The organism is Phaeobacter sp. JH20_37, assembly GCF_048056015.1.
Classification (GTDB): domain Bacteria; phylum Pseudomonadota; class Alphaproteobacteria; order Rhodobacterales; family Rhodobacteraceae; genus Phaeobacter; species Phaeobacter bryozoorum.
The window spans coordinates 444,654-460,336 of sequence record NZ_JAYMWW010000013.1 but is presented as its reverse complement, the minus strand read 5'-3'; the positions used below and the strand labels follow the sequence as shown (position 1 = coordinate 460,336).

The window sequence follows — 15,683 nt, the reverse complement described above, 5'->3', positions numbered from 1 at the left end:
GGTCATCGCGCGTCAATTTAAATTTAACGCGCGTAAAGTTTTGAAAGAGCTGGATGAATGGGAGTGCCTATGCGGATCCGCGCATGACCAGCTGTCCGTCAAACAGAATTTCCCGGCGGGGCGCCGCCGCCGCGCTGCCTTCGATTCGGGCCACCAGTGTTTCGGCACTGGTGCGGGCGATTGCGGTGTAATCCTGCGAAACGGTTGTCAGCGTCGGGCAGGTGTAGCGGGAAAACGGGTGGTCATCATGCCCTGCGATCCGCAGGGCGCAGCCATCCCCAAGGCCGACGCGCAGCCCCTGCTGATAGGCAGCGGACAACAGCCCGATGGCTAGCCGGTCATTGCTGCACAGGATGGTATCGGTTTGCGGTCGCTGACCAGACAGCACCCGGGTGCCCTCGCGAAAGCCGATCTCTTCAAAGTCCCAGCCGTCACCTTCGACCTGGATCAGCTCGGGTTCGTGACCCAGCTGTTGCATTGCGGAAATATAGGCGTTGCGCCGTTTCACCGCATTGGGGTTCGTCGGCGTCTTCATCTCGAAAAAGGCTGGCGCATCGCCAGTACGGCACAGATACTCCACGATCGTGCCGATACTCTGTTGATTGTTCGAGCCGATGAAGGCGGCACCGGTCTCTTCCAGATTGGCATCAAACAGGACGGTCGGCACCTCTTCGCAGAACTGCCGGATCTGCGGGACCTCGGACCCGCGCCCAAGGGGCGCCAGCAGCGCACCGGCGGGTTTGAGCATACGCAGATTGGTCAGGTTCTCCAATTCCTGTGACGGCGTGCCGTTTGATCCCAGCAGTACCGGCCGATAGCCTGCGGCGATGACATGATCTTCGATATGGCCGGCGATCTTGGCAAAGAACGGATCGGTGAGATTTGGAACCACGATGCCGATGGTCTTGGTCAGCCGCCGGTTCTGGTTCATCGCATAGAGATTGGGCCGGTAGTCGAATTTCTCCAGCGCATCTTCAATCCGCTTGCGTGTCGAGGTGCGAACGCTGGCCGGATCGTTGAAGAACTTCGACAGCGTCGGGCGGGAGATGCCGCTAACGGCCGCGAATTCATCCATGTTCTTGATCTTGGGATCACTCATCAGTCGCGGTCCTTGTTGTCGTCCTTGGGCGTACGGAGAGGGGGCGTCCGGGGGCATCCTTGCGGTCTGAATGCCAGCGCCCGTCGCCGCAGTGCGCCGCGCAGGATGTGGACTGTGTCACGCAAGTTGACGCGCGTCAAATTCCTTGCGGGTGCTCCGGCAGTAGTATCACCCTGATCTGTAGCGGAGGAATGGTAGGCCCGGCAGGATTCGAACCTGCAACCAAAGCGTTATGAGCGCTCTGCTCTAACCGTTGAGCTACAGGCCCGCCACAGGTTGGTTAGGAAATGGGGCAGCCAAGGTCAAGCGGTGATTGCAGAGGGCGCCGGTGTTTCCGACGCTTGGGGCCGCAGCAGGGCGTCCAGCCGTGCCACGGTGTGTTCGATTGTCAGGTCCCGGCGGCGGTCTGGCGTGCGGCGCGACGGGTAGACGGCAAACACGTCCTTCAAAGGGGCTTCAAAGCCGGGAAGAACCTGTTCGTATTCCCCGCTGGCCAGCCGATCCTCCACCATGAAACGGGGCGCGCGGGTATAGCCGGAGCCGCTGCTGACGGCGCGCATGATCAGGTCCGGGTCGTCGGCGGTGAAGCCAACCTGCACCGGTGCCGGGTATTCCTGCCCGCCGCGGCGCAGCGGAAAGAAGCCGCGGGTCTGATCCTCGTGGTGCTGAATGAACTTGAGCCGTTTCAGCTCCTCTGGCGTTTGCGGGCGACCTTCGCGGTCCAGATAGTCCGGGGTGGCAAACAGCACTGTTTCCAGAGTGGAGATCTTGCGTCCAAAACCGTCTGTGTCGCCTAGCCTCCCGGTGCGGATCGCAAGGTCGTAGCCTTCGCGCACCACATGGACCAGCCGGTCCTCCAGCCGCATCACGATATTCAGGTCCGGGTGTTCGCGGTTCAGATCCAAAAGCATCGGCCCGATCACACTGCGCCCCAGAAAGGAGTTCACGCTGATGCGGAAGGTGCCGGAGACGCTGCCTTCCAGGGCGTCCACTTCGGCTGTCATGCGGTTGTAGCCGGACAGCAGGGCCTGCGCATGGCTGAACACCAGATCGCCTGCGCGGGTGGCGTGAATGCCCTTGGCGGTGCGGTGCAGCAATTGCTGGCCCATCAGCGCCTCTAGTTGCTTGATCTGCTGACTAACTGCAGACTGGGTAATGCCGCGGCGCTGGGCAGTGCGGTTCAGGCTGCCTTCGTCCAGGGCGATGGTGAAGGTTTCCAGCAGCGTCAGTTTGTCCATGGGGGGCCTATAAGAGTTGCTAATAACAGTTATCGGTGCTGCCGGGCTGCAAGCCGTGAAATTACGGCCTTAAGTCCGGTGCACGGGAATATTTCCTAAAACAGATATTGGAGTTTCTTATGACAATCAATCGCAGGGCATTTCTGGGCGGGCTGGTAGCGGCCCCCGCGGCAATGGCAACCGGGTTCGCGGGCGGCAGCTGGGCTTGGGCGGCAGAAGGGGCTGTAACGGCGAGCCCGGTTATCCACGCATTCACACTTGGGGATGCCAGAATCACGGTATTGCTGGATGGCCACTTGCCGCTGGGGACGCAGCTCTTCAACGGCTACGATGCTGCCAAGGCCGAAACCGTCCTGGCACAGGGCCTGCACCGGCTTCAGAACGATGCGTTGCAGATCCCTGTCAACGGCTACCTGGTGGAGCGGGGCGGGAAGAAGCTGTTGATCGACACCGGCACCGCGCAGCTGATGGGGCCCGGGCTGGGGGCGCTGGGTGCCGGACTGGCCGCAGCGGGCGTCGCGCCGGAGAGTATTGATACGGTACTCTTGACCCATATCCACCCGGATCATTCCGGCGGGCTGATCACGCCCGACGGTGCTGCGGCCTTTGCCAGTGCTGAGCTGGTCGTGGCGCAGCGGGAATGGGATTTCTGGCATGACGATGCCATCATGGCGGGCGTACCGCAAAGCAACCGCGGTTTCTTTGAAATGGCGCGCCGCACGGTTGCCCCCTATGCGGACCGCCTGCGCCTCCTACAGGGCGAGGGCGAGGCCGCGCCTGGCTTCACCGCGCTGGAACTGCCGGGCCATACGCCGGGCCATACCGGCTTCATGCTGGATGCGGGCGGCGAGGGGTTGCTGTTCTGGGGTGACCTGATCCACAGCGCCGCGCTGCAGTTCTCGCTGCCGGAGTGGACCATCGCCTTTGACACCGATCCGGCCCAGACAGCTCAGACACGGCGGCGGATGATGGACCGGGCGGCGGCGGACAACCTGCTGGTCACTGGCGCGCATCTCGACTTCCCGGCGCTGGGCCGGGTGCTGCGGCAGGGGGACGCCTTTGCCTATCAGGCAGCGCCTTGGCAGTTTGGCATCTGAGGCAGCTGTCCCGTCTCGAACAACAGCCTGCTGCGCCGTCCGGGATGGCGCAGCGGATTCCCTAGTTCCCTTCTGATGCGCCTTGCGCTAAAGGCTGCCCAACGTCTTTCAAGGAGCACTGAGATGACCAGCGGCAAGAACGGTTTGACCTACGCGGACGCGGGGGTGGATATTGATGCAGGCAACGCTTTGGTGGACCGCATCAAGCCCGCCGCGAAACGGACCAACCGTTCTGGCGTGATGAGCGGCCTTGGGGGCTTTGGCGCGCTGTTCGATCTGAAGGACGCAGGCTACAGCGACCCCATTCTGGTTGGCGCCACCGATGGTGTCGGCACCAAACTGCGGATTGCCATCGACACCGGTGTGGTGGATGGCGTTGGCATCGACCTGGTGGCGATGTGCGTCAACGATCTGGTCTGCCAGGGTGCTGAGCCGCTGTTCTTCCTCGACTATTTCGCAACCGGCAAGCTGGAAACCGACGTGGCGGCCCGCATCATCGAAGGCATCGCCGAGGGCTGCGTGCGCTCTGGCTGTGCGCTGATCGGCGGTGAGACGGCCGAAATGCCGGGCATGTACCCCGCAGGGGATTTCGACCTGGCGGGCTTTGCGGTGGGCGCAATGGAACGCGGCAGTGCGCTGCCTGCCGACGTGCAAGAAGGCGACGTGCTTCTGGGGCTGGCCTCTGACGGCGTGCACTCCAACGGTTACTCGCTGGTGCGCAAGCTGGTTGACGTCTCCGGCCTCGGCTGGGACGCGGACTGCCCCTTCGGCGAGGGCACGCTGGGTGCGGCGCTGCTGACGCCGACCCGTCTCTATGTAAAACAATGCCTGGCTGCCGTGCGGGCGGGCGGCGTTCATGCGCTGGCTCATATCACCGGCGGTGGTCTGACCGAAAACCTGCCGCGTGTCCTGCCCGAGGATCTGGGCGCTGACATCGACCTGAATGCCTGGGACTTGCCGCCCGTGTTCAAATGGATGGCCGAGACTGGCGGTATTGCCGAGGCAGAGATGCTGAAGACCTTCAACTGCGGCATTGGCATGATCCTGTCTGTCTCTGCCGGCCGCGCGGATGAACTGGTGAAGGTGCTGGAAACCGAGGGCGAGACCGTCTCGCGTCTGGGCACCGTCACAGCAGGCGCCGGTATGCGCTATTCGGGCAAGCTGCTGTGAGCCACAAGAAGGTCGCGATCCTGATTTCGGGCGGCGGCTCCAACATGGTGTCGCTGGTCGAAAGCATGACCGGCGATCATCCGGCGCGGCCCTGTCTGGTCTTGTCCAACATCGCCAGTGCCGGTGGCCTGACGAAGGCTGCCGCCGCAGGCATTCCAACTGCGGTGGTGGACCACAAACCCTATGGCAAGGATCGCGCCGCATTTGAGGCGGAACTCGTCAAGCCGATCCTTGCCTCCGGCGCGGATATCGTCTGTCTCGCGGGGTTCATGCGCGTTCTGACTGATGGTTTTGTATCGCAGTTTCAGGGGCGGATGCTGAATATTCACCCCTCGCTGCTGCCGAAATACACCGGTCTCAACACCCATGCACGGGCACTCGCGGCGGGCGACCGCCAGCATGGCTGCACCGTACATGAGGTGACGGCCGTGCTCGACGACGGGCCGATCCTGGGGCAGGCGCGGGTCGATGTCGCTGCTGACGACACGCCGGAGAGCCTGGCCGCAAAAGTTCTGGTGCAGGAGCATCAGCTCTATCCGGCCGTGTTGCGTCGCTATGCCGCCGGAGATCGCACGCCAGTCTATCTGCCCTGACGATCTGCCCCGACGACTATCTTCCCGGTCTAATTGCTCGGTCCTGGCATAGGCAGTGTCGCGCTGTTGCCATGCCAGTCCGGCGTCGCCCCCTGTGGTGACGGGGCCATCAGGGCGGGCAGGCCAAGCACCAGGACAAGCGCCACGGCTGCCAGGCCGGCGGCGGACAACCCGGGGCAGGCGAGGGCAAGGGGGCTGGTTTCACAGGGGGTCAGGGCGGTCATCGGTCATGCTCCTTTTTGGCTATATGACCAACCTAGCCATCCGTTAGGTATTCCGAAAATGAATGTTTGATTGCCCTGTCATCACGTAAATTGAACATTTTCAGCGACTGTGCGCCTGCTACATCACGGCGGGGCTGAAATCCTCTGGCCCCCTCTGCACATGTTTGCATTGACCGGGACAAGCGCGTATCACGGCCCAATAATTCAGATAAAGAAAAAGCCGTAATTGATGAAAACTCTGACCTCTACCGAAGAACTGCAGGCCTTCTGCGAAGCTGCAGCGCAGCACGCCTATGTCACGGTGGATACCGAGTTTCTGCGTGAACGGACATATTATTCCAAACTCTGCCTGATTCAGCTGGCCTTCTCCGGTGACGGAGAGACTGACGCCGTTCTGGTTGATCCGCTGGCTGACGGGATTTCTCTGGAACCGCTCTATGCGCTGTTTCGCAACGAGAATGTGGTCAAGGTGTTCCATGCCGCGCGGCAGGATCTGGAAATCTTCTGGGTTGACGCGCAGGTCTTTCCCAAGCCGCTGTTTGACACGCAGGTCGCGGCGATGGTCTGCGGCTTTGGCGAGCAGGTGGGCTATGAGACACTGGTGCGCAAGATCGCCAAACAGGGGGTCGACAAGACTTCGCGGTTTACCGACTGGTCGCGTCGCCCGCTGAGCGAGGCGCAGAAAACCTATGCGCTGGCGGATGTGACCCATCTGCGCCAGATCTACGAACATCTCGCGGCCGAGCTGCAGCGCACCGAACGCGCCCATTGGGTGGCTGAAGAGCTGCAGGTGCTCACCGATCCGGCGACCTATGATGTCGACCCGCAAGAGGCGTGGCGGCGCGTGAAAACCCGCACCAACTCCGGCAAATTCCTTGCAATCGTGCGCGAGCTGGCGGCTTTTCGCGAGAGCTACGCCAAGACCAACAATGTCCCGCGCAACCGTGTGTTCAAGGATGACGCCTTGGTGGAGCTGGCCTCGACCAAGCCGAAGAACAGCTCAGACCTCGGCAATTCGCGGTTGCTGCTGCGCGAGGCCCGCAAGGGCGCAATTGCCGAAGGCATCCTTCAGGCGGTTGCCAAGGGTGTGAACTGCCCGGCGGGATCACAGCCGCAACCGGATCGCAGCCGTGAGAAAATGCAGGTGAATCCGGCGCTCGCCGATCTGCTGCGGGTGCTTCTGAAGGCCAAGACCGAGGCCTCCGGTGTTGCGGCCAAGTTGATTGCCCCCAGCTCCGATCTGGACGCCATCGCGGCCGGTCAGCGCGATGTTCCCGCGCTTAATGGCTGGCGTCACGAGGTGTTTGGCGCCGATGCGCTGCGTCTCTGCAACGGCGAGATCGCGCTGGCTGCAAAGGGGCAATACGTGAAGGTTGTAACCCTCTGATCGCTGCCCGATCACGTCGCCGGGGCACCGGAACATAAAACAATAAAGGCGCCCGTTGCAGGCGCCTTTTGCATATTCAGCCTATGTTGGGCGTGAACCTCAGCGGCGGCTTTCGCGTGCGTTCTGTGCGGCGACAACCCGGATGCTGCGTACGCTGGCAAGCTCCTGCTTGCTGAGGCTGAAAGCAGCGCGCAAGGTCCGGGTGCGGTCGCTGCCGACAGCCGTCCGATACTCGGGGTAGGTGGCGCGGAATGTGAAATCCAGCGTGTCGTCACGGGTGCGCACGTCGCGATCGGCCTCGTCCAGGCGCAGCTCGACCCCATAGGCGCCCTGCCGCGCGGCAATGCCGGTAGCATAGACGATTGCACCGGTTGGCGTGCGTTCCACCCGCATCTCGCTGACGCTTTGCACCAGCACGCTGTTGTCCACCGCATCGGGGCGGGCAAAGACGCTGACGCGGGTCTTCACCGGGATCAGCGGATTGACCGGCTCACCGCTGGTCTCCTGCACCTCGACCTCATCGGAGCCGCCAAACCAGTTCAACGGGTTCACCCGCGAATCGCGAAACCCACAGCCAGATAGCGCCACGGCTCCAATCAGGAGGAGTGCGAGAGATCGTTGCATGATGGTTCACCCGTTCGATATGTCCTCGCATGTGGTTACCCGATTGCAAGCCACTTGAAAAGCAGTTGAAAAGCCATTGTTTGCGCCTTAGGTCCAGCGGTGCCGGTGGTTGCGTCGATCAGCGCAGGACACCGGGCCGCAAAACCAGACGAGGAACACCCCCATGGCCAGTGCCGCCTTTGAAGAGATTGTCGAAGATTTCGAGTTTCTCGACGATTGGGAAGATCGCTACCGCCATGTCATCGAACAGGGCAAGGCGATGGATCCGCTGGAAGACGCGCTGAAGGTGCCCGCAACCAAGGTTGACGGCTGCGCCAGTCAGGTCTGGCTGCATCCCACCATCGAAAACGGTGTGTTCCACTTCGACGGTGAAAGCGACGCAATGATCGTGCGCGGGCTGATCGCGGTGTTGCGTGCGCTGTATAACGGCCTCTCCCTTGAGGAGGTGCTGGCGGTCGACGCGCGGGCCGAACTGGCGCGGCTGGGTCTCAATGATCATCTGTCGGCGCAGCGTTCAAATGGGCTGACTGCAATGGTCCAGCGCATTCGCGAAACGGCAGCGGCGGCCGTCTGATCCAGCGGGCCGGTCCCGGGTGATCATCGCCCGTCATCGGGCCGCGCCTTCGCCACCGCGATCCCGCGAATGAAGGTGGTCAATGAACGCACGCAGCAGGGTGACACGCCGGGGACGAAAGCTTTCTCCGGTCTTGCTGTAACCATCAATCCGGGTCACATGGAAACTGCGGAAATCCTCGCGTTTGCAGCACCAGGCCAGCAGCATCACGCTGCGGTCGTGATAGGATAGCGCCAGCGGATAGATCCGCCGCGTGGTCCGGGCGTCTTTCAGGTCGCGATAACCTATATCCAGCGCCTCCTCCGCCCACATCGCTTCGCGCAGGAGGGTCATGTCAATGGTGGGTTTGGCCGGTGCATAATAGCGATGGACCAGATTGACCGCATGCATGGCCTGCCGCTGCTGGCGTTCGGGCAATGTTGCGAGGATCTTGACCAGCGCATCTGTCGCTGCCTTCGCCAGATCGGGGTCGCCGCGCTGATTCACATCCGACAGCCCAAGGGTCAGCGCTTCCAGCTCGATCTGGGAAAAGGTCTGCGGCGGCAGCGCCGGATCTTCGGTCATCGTATAACCCAGCCCCGCCTCTCCCTCGATCCGCGCCCCTGCCGCGCGCAGGCTGTCGATGTCACGGTAGATCGTACGCTCCGACACCTCCATCGCGGCGGCAAGCCGGGCCGCCGTGACCGGCGGGCGCAACCCCCGGATCAGATGCAGCAGACGAAAAAGGCGATCTGTTTTAGGCATGGGTCCATCTATCCGCAAACATCCTGACAGAATTTGGCAGGAGGGTAGTCGCATATCACTACCATCAGCAACATAACAAATGGAAAGTCATTGAAATGCCGACGCTTTATCATTGCCCCAACAGCCGCTCCTCTCGTGTCATTGCGCAGCTTATGCTCATCGGCAAACTGGATGCGGTCGAGGTCGTTCCCGTCAGCGTAGAGCGCTTTGATGGCACCGGTCGCCGTGATCCACGCAATCCTCATCCCGAGGGGAAAGTCCCCTATCTGGTCACCGATGAGGGGCAGGGTGTTCGTGAGAGCGCTGCCATCATGATGTATCTGGATGAGCTGTACGGTCAGCCGCTCAGCCCCAAGATCGGCGCGCCGGATCGTGGCCGCTATCTCAGCTGGATGACCTACGCCGGCGGCGTGCTGGATCCGGTTCTGGTGGCGGCCTTCTCAGGCTTGGATCATCCGGCCATCAATGGGGCGTATCGCGGTTTGGCTGAAGTCTGCACGGCGCTGGAAACAGCGCTGGCCGAAGGTGACTTCCTGCTGGGCGATACGCTCTGCCTCGCCGATATCCTGTTGGCGTCGCCATTTCAGTGGGCGCCGCATCTGATGCCCGACAGTGCCGTGATCAAGGCCTGGGTGGAGCGGGTCAGCGCCGCGCAGGACGGTCAGGCCATCGCGGCCTACGAGGCCGAAACAACCGCGCAGTTGAGCGCGCTGGAAGACGCCTGAGCGGGTCAGGGCAGCCTCCCATTCCGATAAATCTGCGGCGCGCGGTCTAATCGCGCGCCATCTTATCGCTCCAGGCCAGCACCGCGGTTTTCAGATCCCCATACCCGGTGTGGCGATGTTCAAACGCCAGCCCCATGCGCTTGGCGCAGAGTTCGGCTTTCTCAACCAGTGCCGGATCATCGATCTGCGATTGGTAAACCAGCTTGGTGTAGTTGCCGAACACAATGTCCCGCAGTTCTGGGTGCTTATCCAATCCCATCGGCCGCCAGACAAAGGCGTCGAATTGCTTCACCAGAAAATCCGTCAGGTAAAAGGCGGTGATCTCTCCGGCCTCGCCATGGGCGGCAAATTGGTCGTTGCCTTCGAAGAACGAATAGCAATGCGGGCCGGCAATCATCTCGACACCCAGCTCGGCGCATTTGCGCTCCAGCGCGCCCCCCGTACCGCAATCGGCATAGACGACATAGATGCTGTCATAGACGCGGGAATGTTTGGCGACGGCCCCGTCCACCGCATCAACAATCTGTTCAGGGTAAAGGTGCAGCTTGGCCGGCAGGCAGGTGAGATCAATGTGATCAAGCCCGTTGGCATCTTTGATAGCCAGAATTTCCCGGGCCAGCGCACCGCAGGCAATCAACAGGATACGGCCCGTTTTTCTCAAAGGTGCGGCGAGGCCCCGCTCGGTGAGGGAGGTTTCCTCAAGCGACCGCCCGGTGGGCGGTTGGAACGCCGCCCGCTCAGTCAGGCGGGCGGCGCGTCCTTTGCGTGCCAAATCAGGCGCTCATCTGGTTGTGCTTGCGCGCAACGAAGTCCTTCGCCATTTCCACGGCCACAGCCGCGTCACGGCAATAGCCATCTGCGCCAATTGCCTTGCCAAATTCTTCGTTCAGCGGCGCGCCGCCAACCAGAACGATGTAATCGTCGCGTTTGCCCTGTTCGATCATCGTGTCGATCACGACCTTCATATAGGGCATCGTGGTGGTCAGCAGGGCCGACATGCCGAGGATGTCCGGCTTGTGCTCTTCCAGAGCTTCCAGATAGTTCTCGACCGGGTTGTTGATGCCGATGTCCACCACCTCGAAACCGGCGCCTTCCATCATCATGGAGACGAGGTTCTTGCCGATGTCGTGAATGTCGCCCTTCACGGTGCCGATCACCATGGAGCCCATGCGCGGCGCGCCGGTTTCCGCCAGCAGCGGCTTCAGGATGGCCATGCCGCCCTTCATCGCGTTGGCCGCCAGCAGCACCTCGGGCACAAATAGGATGCCGTCGCGGAAGTCGGCGCCCACGATGGTCATGCCACCTACCAGCGCCTCGGTCAGGATCCGGTAGGGTGCCCAACCGCGCTCGAGCAGAATATTGACACTCTCTTCGATCTCTTCCTTGAGGCCGTCATAGAGGTCATCGAACATCTGCTGGACGAGTTCCTCGTCATTGAGATCTGCCAGGATGATGTCATCTGCGTCTTCCGACATGGGTGTATTCCTTGACTGGGCGGGGTGACCCCGGTTTGGCCTCGTTTAACTCGTATTGGTCCAGATTGACCCCAAGAGACTGCATTGTTTGCGACGTTGCCTTGGTCCGAACCGACGTATAGGCGCAAAAATGGCGGAATAATAATGAAGATTTCGCATGGAAATCTTCGGTTTCTTGCGTTTGTTCTTTATTTGTTCTCAACTTTGCGGCAAGATGCCCCAATGACCGAGATCTTGCCACCACCGCCACAACGTCGCAAAGCCCGCGCCAGCCTCAGCAATGCGGCAGGGCGGTTTGATTTGGCACGAGATGCCATTGATGACGGTTGGGGAGGGCTGCAGGATTCGCGTGATGACGGCGATGATGGCGGCGCGCCGAGGATCGAAACCTATATACGGCATGAGGTGGCGCGCTCGTTGATTTCCTATAATAGATCGCCCGATCTGCCATTTGATCGCTCTATCAACACCTACCGCGGCTGTGAACATGGCTGCATCTATTGCTTTGCCCGTCCCAGCCATGCCTATCTGGGGCTGTCGCCGGGATTGGATTTCGAAACCCGGCTGATCGCGCGCCCCAATGCCGCCGAGGTGTTGCGCCGCGAACTGTCGCAGCCGCGCTACAAGGTGGCGCCGATTGCCATCGGGACCAATACCGATCCCTACCAGCCGTGTGAGCGTGATCTCGGGCTGACCCGCGCCTGTCTGGAGGTGCTGGATCAGTTCTCCCATCCGGTCGCCATCGTCACCAAGGGGACCCTGATTGAGCGGGATCTTGATATTCTGTCGGCCATGGCCGGGCGTGGCCTTGTGCGGGTTGGCATCTCCGTCACCACATTGGATGCGGAGCTGTCGCGCCGCATGGAGCCGCGCGCGCCGACGCCTGCCCGTCGCCTCGCGACCATCCGGCGCCTGTCTGAGGCGGGTGTCCCGGTGCGTATCATGACCTCGCCCGTCGTGCCGGGGCTGACCGACCATGAGCTGGAGGCGCTGCTGGCCGCCGGGGCCGATGCCGGCGCCGATGCGGCAAGCTGGATCATGCTGCGGCTACCGCGTGACGTGTCGGAGCTCTGGCAGGAATGGCTGGCGGAGCATGTGCCGCTGCGCGCCGAAAAAGTCATGGCACGGCTGCGCGAAATGCACGGAGGGCGGGACTATGACCCGCGCTGGGGGCATCGTATGCGTGGCGAGGGGCCTTATGCGGCGGTGATCGCCAACCGGTTCAATGCCGCGTGCAAACGGCTGGGCCTTGAGCAGCGCGCGCCTCAGCTGCGCTGCGATCTCTTTGCAAAACCGGCACAGGCCGGGGATCAGCTGGCGCTGTTCTAAAAGTCGTCGCAGGGCCGCGAAGGTGATCGCCCGAAGCCATCCTGAGACCGCTTCGGGCTGAAAACGCAATGCCGTTCGGGCGGGTGTTACCCGCGCCGACGGCCGCGACGGCTGCGCCGTTCGGGCGCGTTATCCTCGCCGGTGCCATCGCTGTCTGAGCTGAACGGCCCGAGGATCTGGACAATCTGCTCCAGCGTCGGCTGCTCGCCGCGAGGGCGGGTATCCAGTGCCTCGCGCATGGCGCGCAGATGATCGGGCATGGTGCCACAGCAGCCGCCAATGATCTTGGCGCCGCAATCGCGCGCCATGGCGGCATATTCGCCCATCAGGGCTGGCGTGCCGTCATAATGGATGTGACCATCGACATATTTGGGAATGCCCGCGTTGCCCTTGGAAATGATCGGGCGGCTGGTGCCCTGCGCAGCAAAGCCAAGCACGGTGCGCAGAATATCCGAGGCACCGGTGCCGCAGTTGGCGCCAAACGCCAGCGGTGCCGGATCAAACTCCTCGACCAGCTCCGCCATGTCGGATGAGGTCACGCCCATCATGGTGCGCCCTGCGGTGTCAAAGCTCATGGTGCCGCACCAGGGCATATCGGCGAGTTTGAACGCCTCCGCCGCGGCACGAAATTCCTCGGGCGCGGAGATCGTCTCCAGCCACAGAACATCAACGCCGCCTTCCTTCAGGGCCTCGGCCTGTTCATGGAACATCTCGACGGCCAGCGCATGGCTCAATTCGCCCACCGGCTGCATGATTTCGCCGGTCGGGCCAACGGATCCGGCCACCGCGATCTTGCGCTCGGAGCGATCGGCGACATTGCGACCCAGCTCTGCGCCGGCAATGTTCAGCTCCCGCACACGGCGCTGCGCGTCGTGCAGCTTCAGCCGGGCTGCGGTGCCGCCAAAGGTGTTGGTCAGAAACAGGTCGCTGCCTGCATCGACCGATCCCTGATAAAGCGCGGTGATCTTCTTGGGTTCGTCCACATTCCACAGTTCAGGCGCGTCACCGGATTGCAGTCCCATATTGAACAGATTGGTACCAGTGGCCCCATCGGCAAGCAGGGCGTCCTTGGTTTCCAGCAGGGTTGTGAAAGTATTTGTCATGGGATGTTCCTGTGGGGTGATGTCGGTGGTTGGGCCGCGGCTCGCCGCTATCGGCACCTGGGGTCGGCTTGTGTCAATGGCCCGGTCTGTCATGCGCGGCGGGTGAGGGCAATTTCATTTTCTTCATCTTCATTATGAAGACGATCACCATCGGGCGGCGGATCATCGCGATCTGCCGCGTCGGACCATCTGCCCGAGGCCTGCCTTCGGGCCGCGCGGGCAGCTGCTGCGCGGCGCTCGAATTTGCGCCACAGGCTCTCTTCGGTCCGGGCGTTTGTGTCGGCAACGCTGCCGTTCAGCCGCTCGCCATCCGGTCCACGGTCGCCATCGCGCGGTGCTGTGTCGTCGCTGCCATCGGTTTCGGTCGATCTGGGCCAATGGGGCAGCGGCGCAGGATGATGGACCAGCCGCAGCAGTTCGCCAAGGGCGATGAGCATGTGCAGGAATGAGGGCGCGGCCACATAGCGATCTTCCCAGGTAGGGGCAAAGCTGGTCTTGAAGCGGCGCAAGCCGGGATCCAGGCGCTTGGCAAACCGATGATCGGGCACCGCGGCGAGTGACAGTCGCGAAACGCCGCTCTCCGCCGCCGCAGCAAGCGCCGCGCGGATCAGCGCGTGGCCGGTGCCATCGGGGGCATCGGGCAGCAGGCGCACCAGATCGAGGCACCATTCATGTGCGATGGCGTGAAAGCTGACAAAGCCGACCATGCGCTTGTCATGCCAGGCGATAAACACCTGCTGCTGTGCCAGATATTCTGCCTGAAACCGTCCCATCGTCGTGCCCTTGGCTTGTCCATGGGTGGACTGCCAGGCGGCATCGATGGCTTTCATCTGGTCAATCGGCAGCTCGGCGGCTGCGGGCAGGGCGCAGACGCCCGCCTTTTCGGCCTGCCGGAGTTTGCGTCGCAGCTGGCGCCGGCTTGAGCCTGTTTCTCTGAAGGTCGCGGGGTGAAGCACCGCCTCCTGCGCGATCCGAAGCACCCGCCAGCTGGCACGGCGACACTCAACCGCGTCGCGGGCCGTGCACTTATAGAGGCAGGCAACGGCATTGCGGTGTTTGGCATGGTGGTGAAGGCCCGGAAGAAGTTCGCTTAGATGACCGCTCACCGCACCAAAGAGCGCGATTGAGGCCTGCGGGCTGTCCAGCAGCGCCACCTGATTGAAGCCAAAAGCATGCAGATGTCCGCCATTCTGCTGGATCACGGCGGTTTCGGCGACAGGACGGATCTGCGGCAGCTGTGCGGCTGGGCGCATCCGACTGCCGCTGAGGGCCTGCGTGTCTTCGGGACCAGAGAGCTCAGCGTCGGGCGCATTGCTTGCCAATCGTCGTGGCAGTTCGGCCAGCGCAGGCCACCCGAGGCAGATCCCGCCGATGATCGCGGGCAGCAGGTAGTAGACCAGACGAAACCCGAGGATAGCCGCGATAACTTCGGGGGTGATATCTGCGGGCAACATCGCGCAAAGCGCCAGTTCGAATGCGCCGGCGCCGCCGGGCGCCGAGGAAAGGATCGCAGCGCCAAGCGCCAGAAAATAGGCGGGCAACATTGCAGCAAGAGACAGCTCGACAGAGGCAGGCAGCAGCAGCCACAGCGCTGTGCCAGCTGCCACCACGTCGATCATGGCCCAGAACCCAAGCGCGGAAATCGCCATCAGCGAGGGCCAGCGCAGGGTCATCCGGCCGATCCGCACCACCGGCACCGCCACCATGGCAGCGGTCATGGCGAAAGTTGCAAGGAGAATAGCCGATCCCAGCCATGGGCTGGACACCGGGGGCGGGCTCAGGATCAGGGCACCGCCACAGATACCCGCCAGTGCAATCAGGAAGGTGATGGCGACCATTCCGGTCAGCTGGGCTGCACGGATCGGGCGCAGCCCCGTCAGCATGCGCCAGCGGGCAAAGGCGCCGGTGACCAGACCAAACCCAAGGGTTTGCGACACCGCGATGGCAATCATACCGGCGCGCCGCGCCTGCGGGCCATCCAGCCCGGTCCCGAGGTGCCTGTGCGCAACGCTGTCATAGCGGCCCAGAGCCCAGAAGCTTACCGCGGTGGCCATCAGCGCAGCGCCCCATTGCCACGGCGCAAGAGAGCGCAATATCCCGCGCAGTTCCGCCAGATCGGGCAGCGCCACATGGGCCTGCAGCAATGCCAGACAGCCGATCATGACGGCGACAGGCAGCATCAGGCGCAGACCGCGTGCGGAAGTCCGCGCAAAGATGCGGGCGGCAGGGGACAGTAGGCTGGGCATCAGCATCCTTGTGTCAAATGGCAGGTCGCCATCCGACACGCTACACCTGATGGAT

The 15,683-nt window shown here is 62.5% G+C and carries 16 protein-coding genes and 1 tRNA gene; 7 read left to right on the top strand and 10 right to left on the bottom strand.

Annotation, left to right across the window (positions count from 1 at the left end):
• Positions 1-67 precede the first annotated feature (67 nt).
• The 3 genes from VWZ87_RS07015 to VWZ87_RS07005 all read right to left on the bottom strand — a co-directional run bounded on the left by VWZ87_RS07015 (position 68) and on the right by VWZ87_RS07005 (position 2,337).
• Positions 68-1,099 carry a LacI family DNA-binding transcriptional regulator gene (locus VWZ87_RS07015; RefSeq protein WP_340545374.1) on the bottom strand — a complete coding sequence of 344 codons (1,032 nt, stop codon included), beginning with the start codon at positions 1,097-1,099 and terminating at the stop codon, positions 68-70.
• A gap of 192 nt (positions 1,100-1,291) precedes the next feature.
• Positions 1,292-1,367 (bottom strand) — tRNA-Ile (locus tag VWZ87_RS07010).
• Positions 1,368-1,401: 34 nt separating this feature from the next.
• Positions 1,402-2,337 carry a LysR family transcriptional regulator gene (locus tag VWZ87_RS07005; RefSeq protein WP_340545375.1) on the bottom strand — a complete coding sequence of 312 codons (936 nt, stop codon included), beginning with the start codon at positions 2,335-2,337 and terminating at the stop codon, positions 1,402-1,404.
• 119 nt (positions 2,338-2,456) lie between these two features.
• Here VWZ87_RS07005 and VWZ87_RS07000 point away from each other — a divergent pair, with 119 nt between their 5' ends.
• The 3 genes from VWZ87_RS07000 (at position 2,457) to purN (ending at position 5,197) form a co-directional block, all read left to right on the top strand.
• Positions 2,457-3,434, top strand: a complete 978-nt coding sequence (locus VWZ87_RS07000) for an MBL fold metallo-hydrolase (protein ID WP_416536114.1) — start codon at positions 2,457-2,459, stop codon at positions 3,432-3,434.
• Between the two features lie 123 nt (positions 3,435-3,557).
• Entirely contained in the window at positions 3,558-4,604 is a 1,047-nt protein-coding gene (gene purM, locus VWZ87_RS06995) for a phosphoribosylformylglycinamidine cyclo-ligase (RefSeq protein ID WP_416536112.1), read from the top strand.
• Positions 4,601-5,197: a phosphoribosylglycinamide formyltransferase gene (gene purN / locus VWZ87_RS06990; RefSeq protein ID WP_340545378.1), complete on the top strand. Its 597-nt coding sequence runs from the start codon at positions 4,601-4,603 to the stop codon at positions 5,195-5,197. Before purM ends, purN begins: the two co-directional genes overlap by 4 nt.
• A gap of 29 nt (positions 5,198-5,226) precedes the next feature.
• On the opposite strand, the gene VWZ87_RS06985 is transcribed toward purN, so the two are convergent.
• Positions 5,227-5,421, bottom strand: a complete 195-nt coding sequence (locus VWZ87_RS06985; RefSeq protein WP_416536110.1) for a hypothetical protein — start codon at positions 5,419-5,421, stop codon at positions 5,227-5,229.
• A 229-nt stretch (positions 5,422-5,650) separates the two neighbouring features.
• Here VWZ87_RS06985 and rnd point away from each other — a divergent pair, with 229 nt between their 5' ends.
• Positions 5,651-6,808, top strand: a complete 1,158-nt coding sequence (gene rnd, locus VWZ87_RS06980; RefSeq protein ID WP_416536108.1) for a ribonuclease D — start codon at positions 5,651-5,653, stop codon at positions 6,806-6,808.
• Positions 6,809-6,907: 99 nt separating this feature from the next.
• On the opposite strand, the gene VWZ87_RS06975 is transcribed toward rnd, so the two are convergent.
• Positions 6,908-7,432, bottom strand: a complete 525-nt coding sequence (locus VWZ87_RS06975; RefSeq protein ID WP_340545381.1) for a hypothetical protein — start codon at positions 7,430-7,432, stop codon at positions 6,908-6,910.
• Between the two features lie 163 nt (positions 7,433-7,595).
• Here VWZ87_RS06975 and VWZ87_RS06970 point away from each other — a divergent pair, with 163 nt between their 5' ends.
• Complete coding sequence (locus VWZ87_RS06970; RefSeq protein ID WP_340545382.1) at positions 7,596-8,006, top strand: SufE family protein; 411 nt, start codon at positions 7,596-7,598, stop codon at positions 8,004-8,006.
• A gap of 33 nt (positions 8,007-8,039) precedes the next feature.
• Here the strand turns inward: VWZ87_RS06970 and VWZ87_RS06965 are convergent, their stop codons facing one another.
• Positions 8,040-8,750: a helix-turn-helix transcriptional regulator gene (locus tag VWZ87_RS06965; protein ID WP_416536944.1), complete on the bottom strand. Its 711-nt coding sequence runs from the start codon at positions 8,748-8,750 to the stop codon at positions 8,040-8,042.
• 95 nt (positions 8,751-8,845) lie between these two features.
• On the opposite strand from VWZ87_RS06965, the gene VWZ87_RS06960 reads away from it, so the two are divergent.
• On the top strand, positions 8,846-9,475 hold the full coding sequence (locus tag VWZ87_RS06960) for a glutathione S-transferase family protein (protein WP_416536106.1): 630 nt from the start codon (positions 8,846-8,848) through the stop codon (positions 9,473-9,475).
• 46 nt (positions 9,476-9,521) lie between these two features.
• Here the strand turns inward: VWZ87_RS06960 and VWZ87_RS06955 are convergent, their stop codons facing one another.
• Together VWZ87_RS06955 and VWZ87_RS06950 are read right to left on the bottom strand one after the other, a co-directional pair.
• On the bottom strand, positions 9,522-10,247 hold the full coding sequence (locus VWZ87_RS06955) for a DUF1638 domain-containing protein (RefSeq protein ID WP_416536104.1): 726 nt from the start codon (positions 10,245-10,247) through the stop codon (positions 9,522-9,524).
• Position 10,248: 1 nt separating this feature from the next.
• Complete coding sequence (locus VWZ87_RS06950; RefSeq protein ID WP_340545386.1) at positions 10,249-10,950, bottom strand: corrinoid protein; 702 nt, start codon at positions 10,948-10,950, stop codon at positions 10,249-10,251.
• A 222-nt stretch (positions 10,951-11,172) separates the two neighbouring features.
• Between VWZ87_RS06950 and VWZ87_RS06945 the strand changes: the two genes are divergently transcribed.
• Positions 11,173-12,279, top strand: coding sequence for a PA0069 family radical SAM protein (locus tag VWZ87_RS06945; protein ID WP_416536102.1), 1,107 nt, complete (start codon positions 11,173-11,175; stop codon positions 12,277-12,279).
• A gap of 86 nt (positions 12,280-12,365) precedes the next feature.
• Here VWZ87_RS06945 and bmt read toward each other — a convergent pair whose 3' ends face one another.
• Together bmt and VWZ87_RS06935 are read right to left on the bottom strand one after the other, a co-directional pair.
• Positions 12,366-13,382 (bottom strand): betaine--homocysteine S-methyltransferase, encoded by a 1,017-nt coding sequence (bmt, locus tag VWZ87_RS06940; protein ID WP_416536100.1) that lies wholly within the window; start codon positions 13,380-13,382, stop codon positions 12,366-12,368.
• A gap of 89 nt (positions 13,383-13,471) precedes the next feature.
• Positions 13,472-15,628, bottom strand: coding sequence for a phosphatidylglycerol lysyltransferase domain-containing protein (locus VWZ87_RS06935; RefSeq protein ID WP_416536098.1), 2,157 nt, complete (start codon positions 15,626-15,628; stop codon positions 13,472-13,474).
• Between the last annotated feature and the right edge of the window lie 55 nt (positions 15,629-15,683).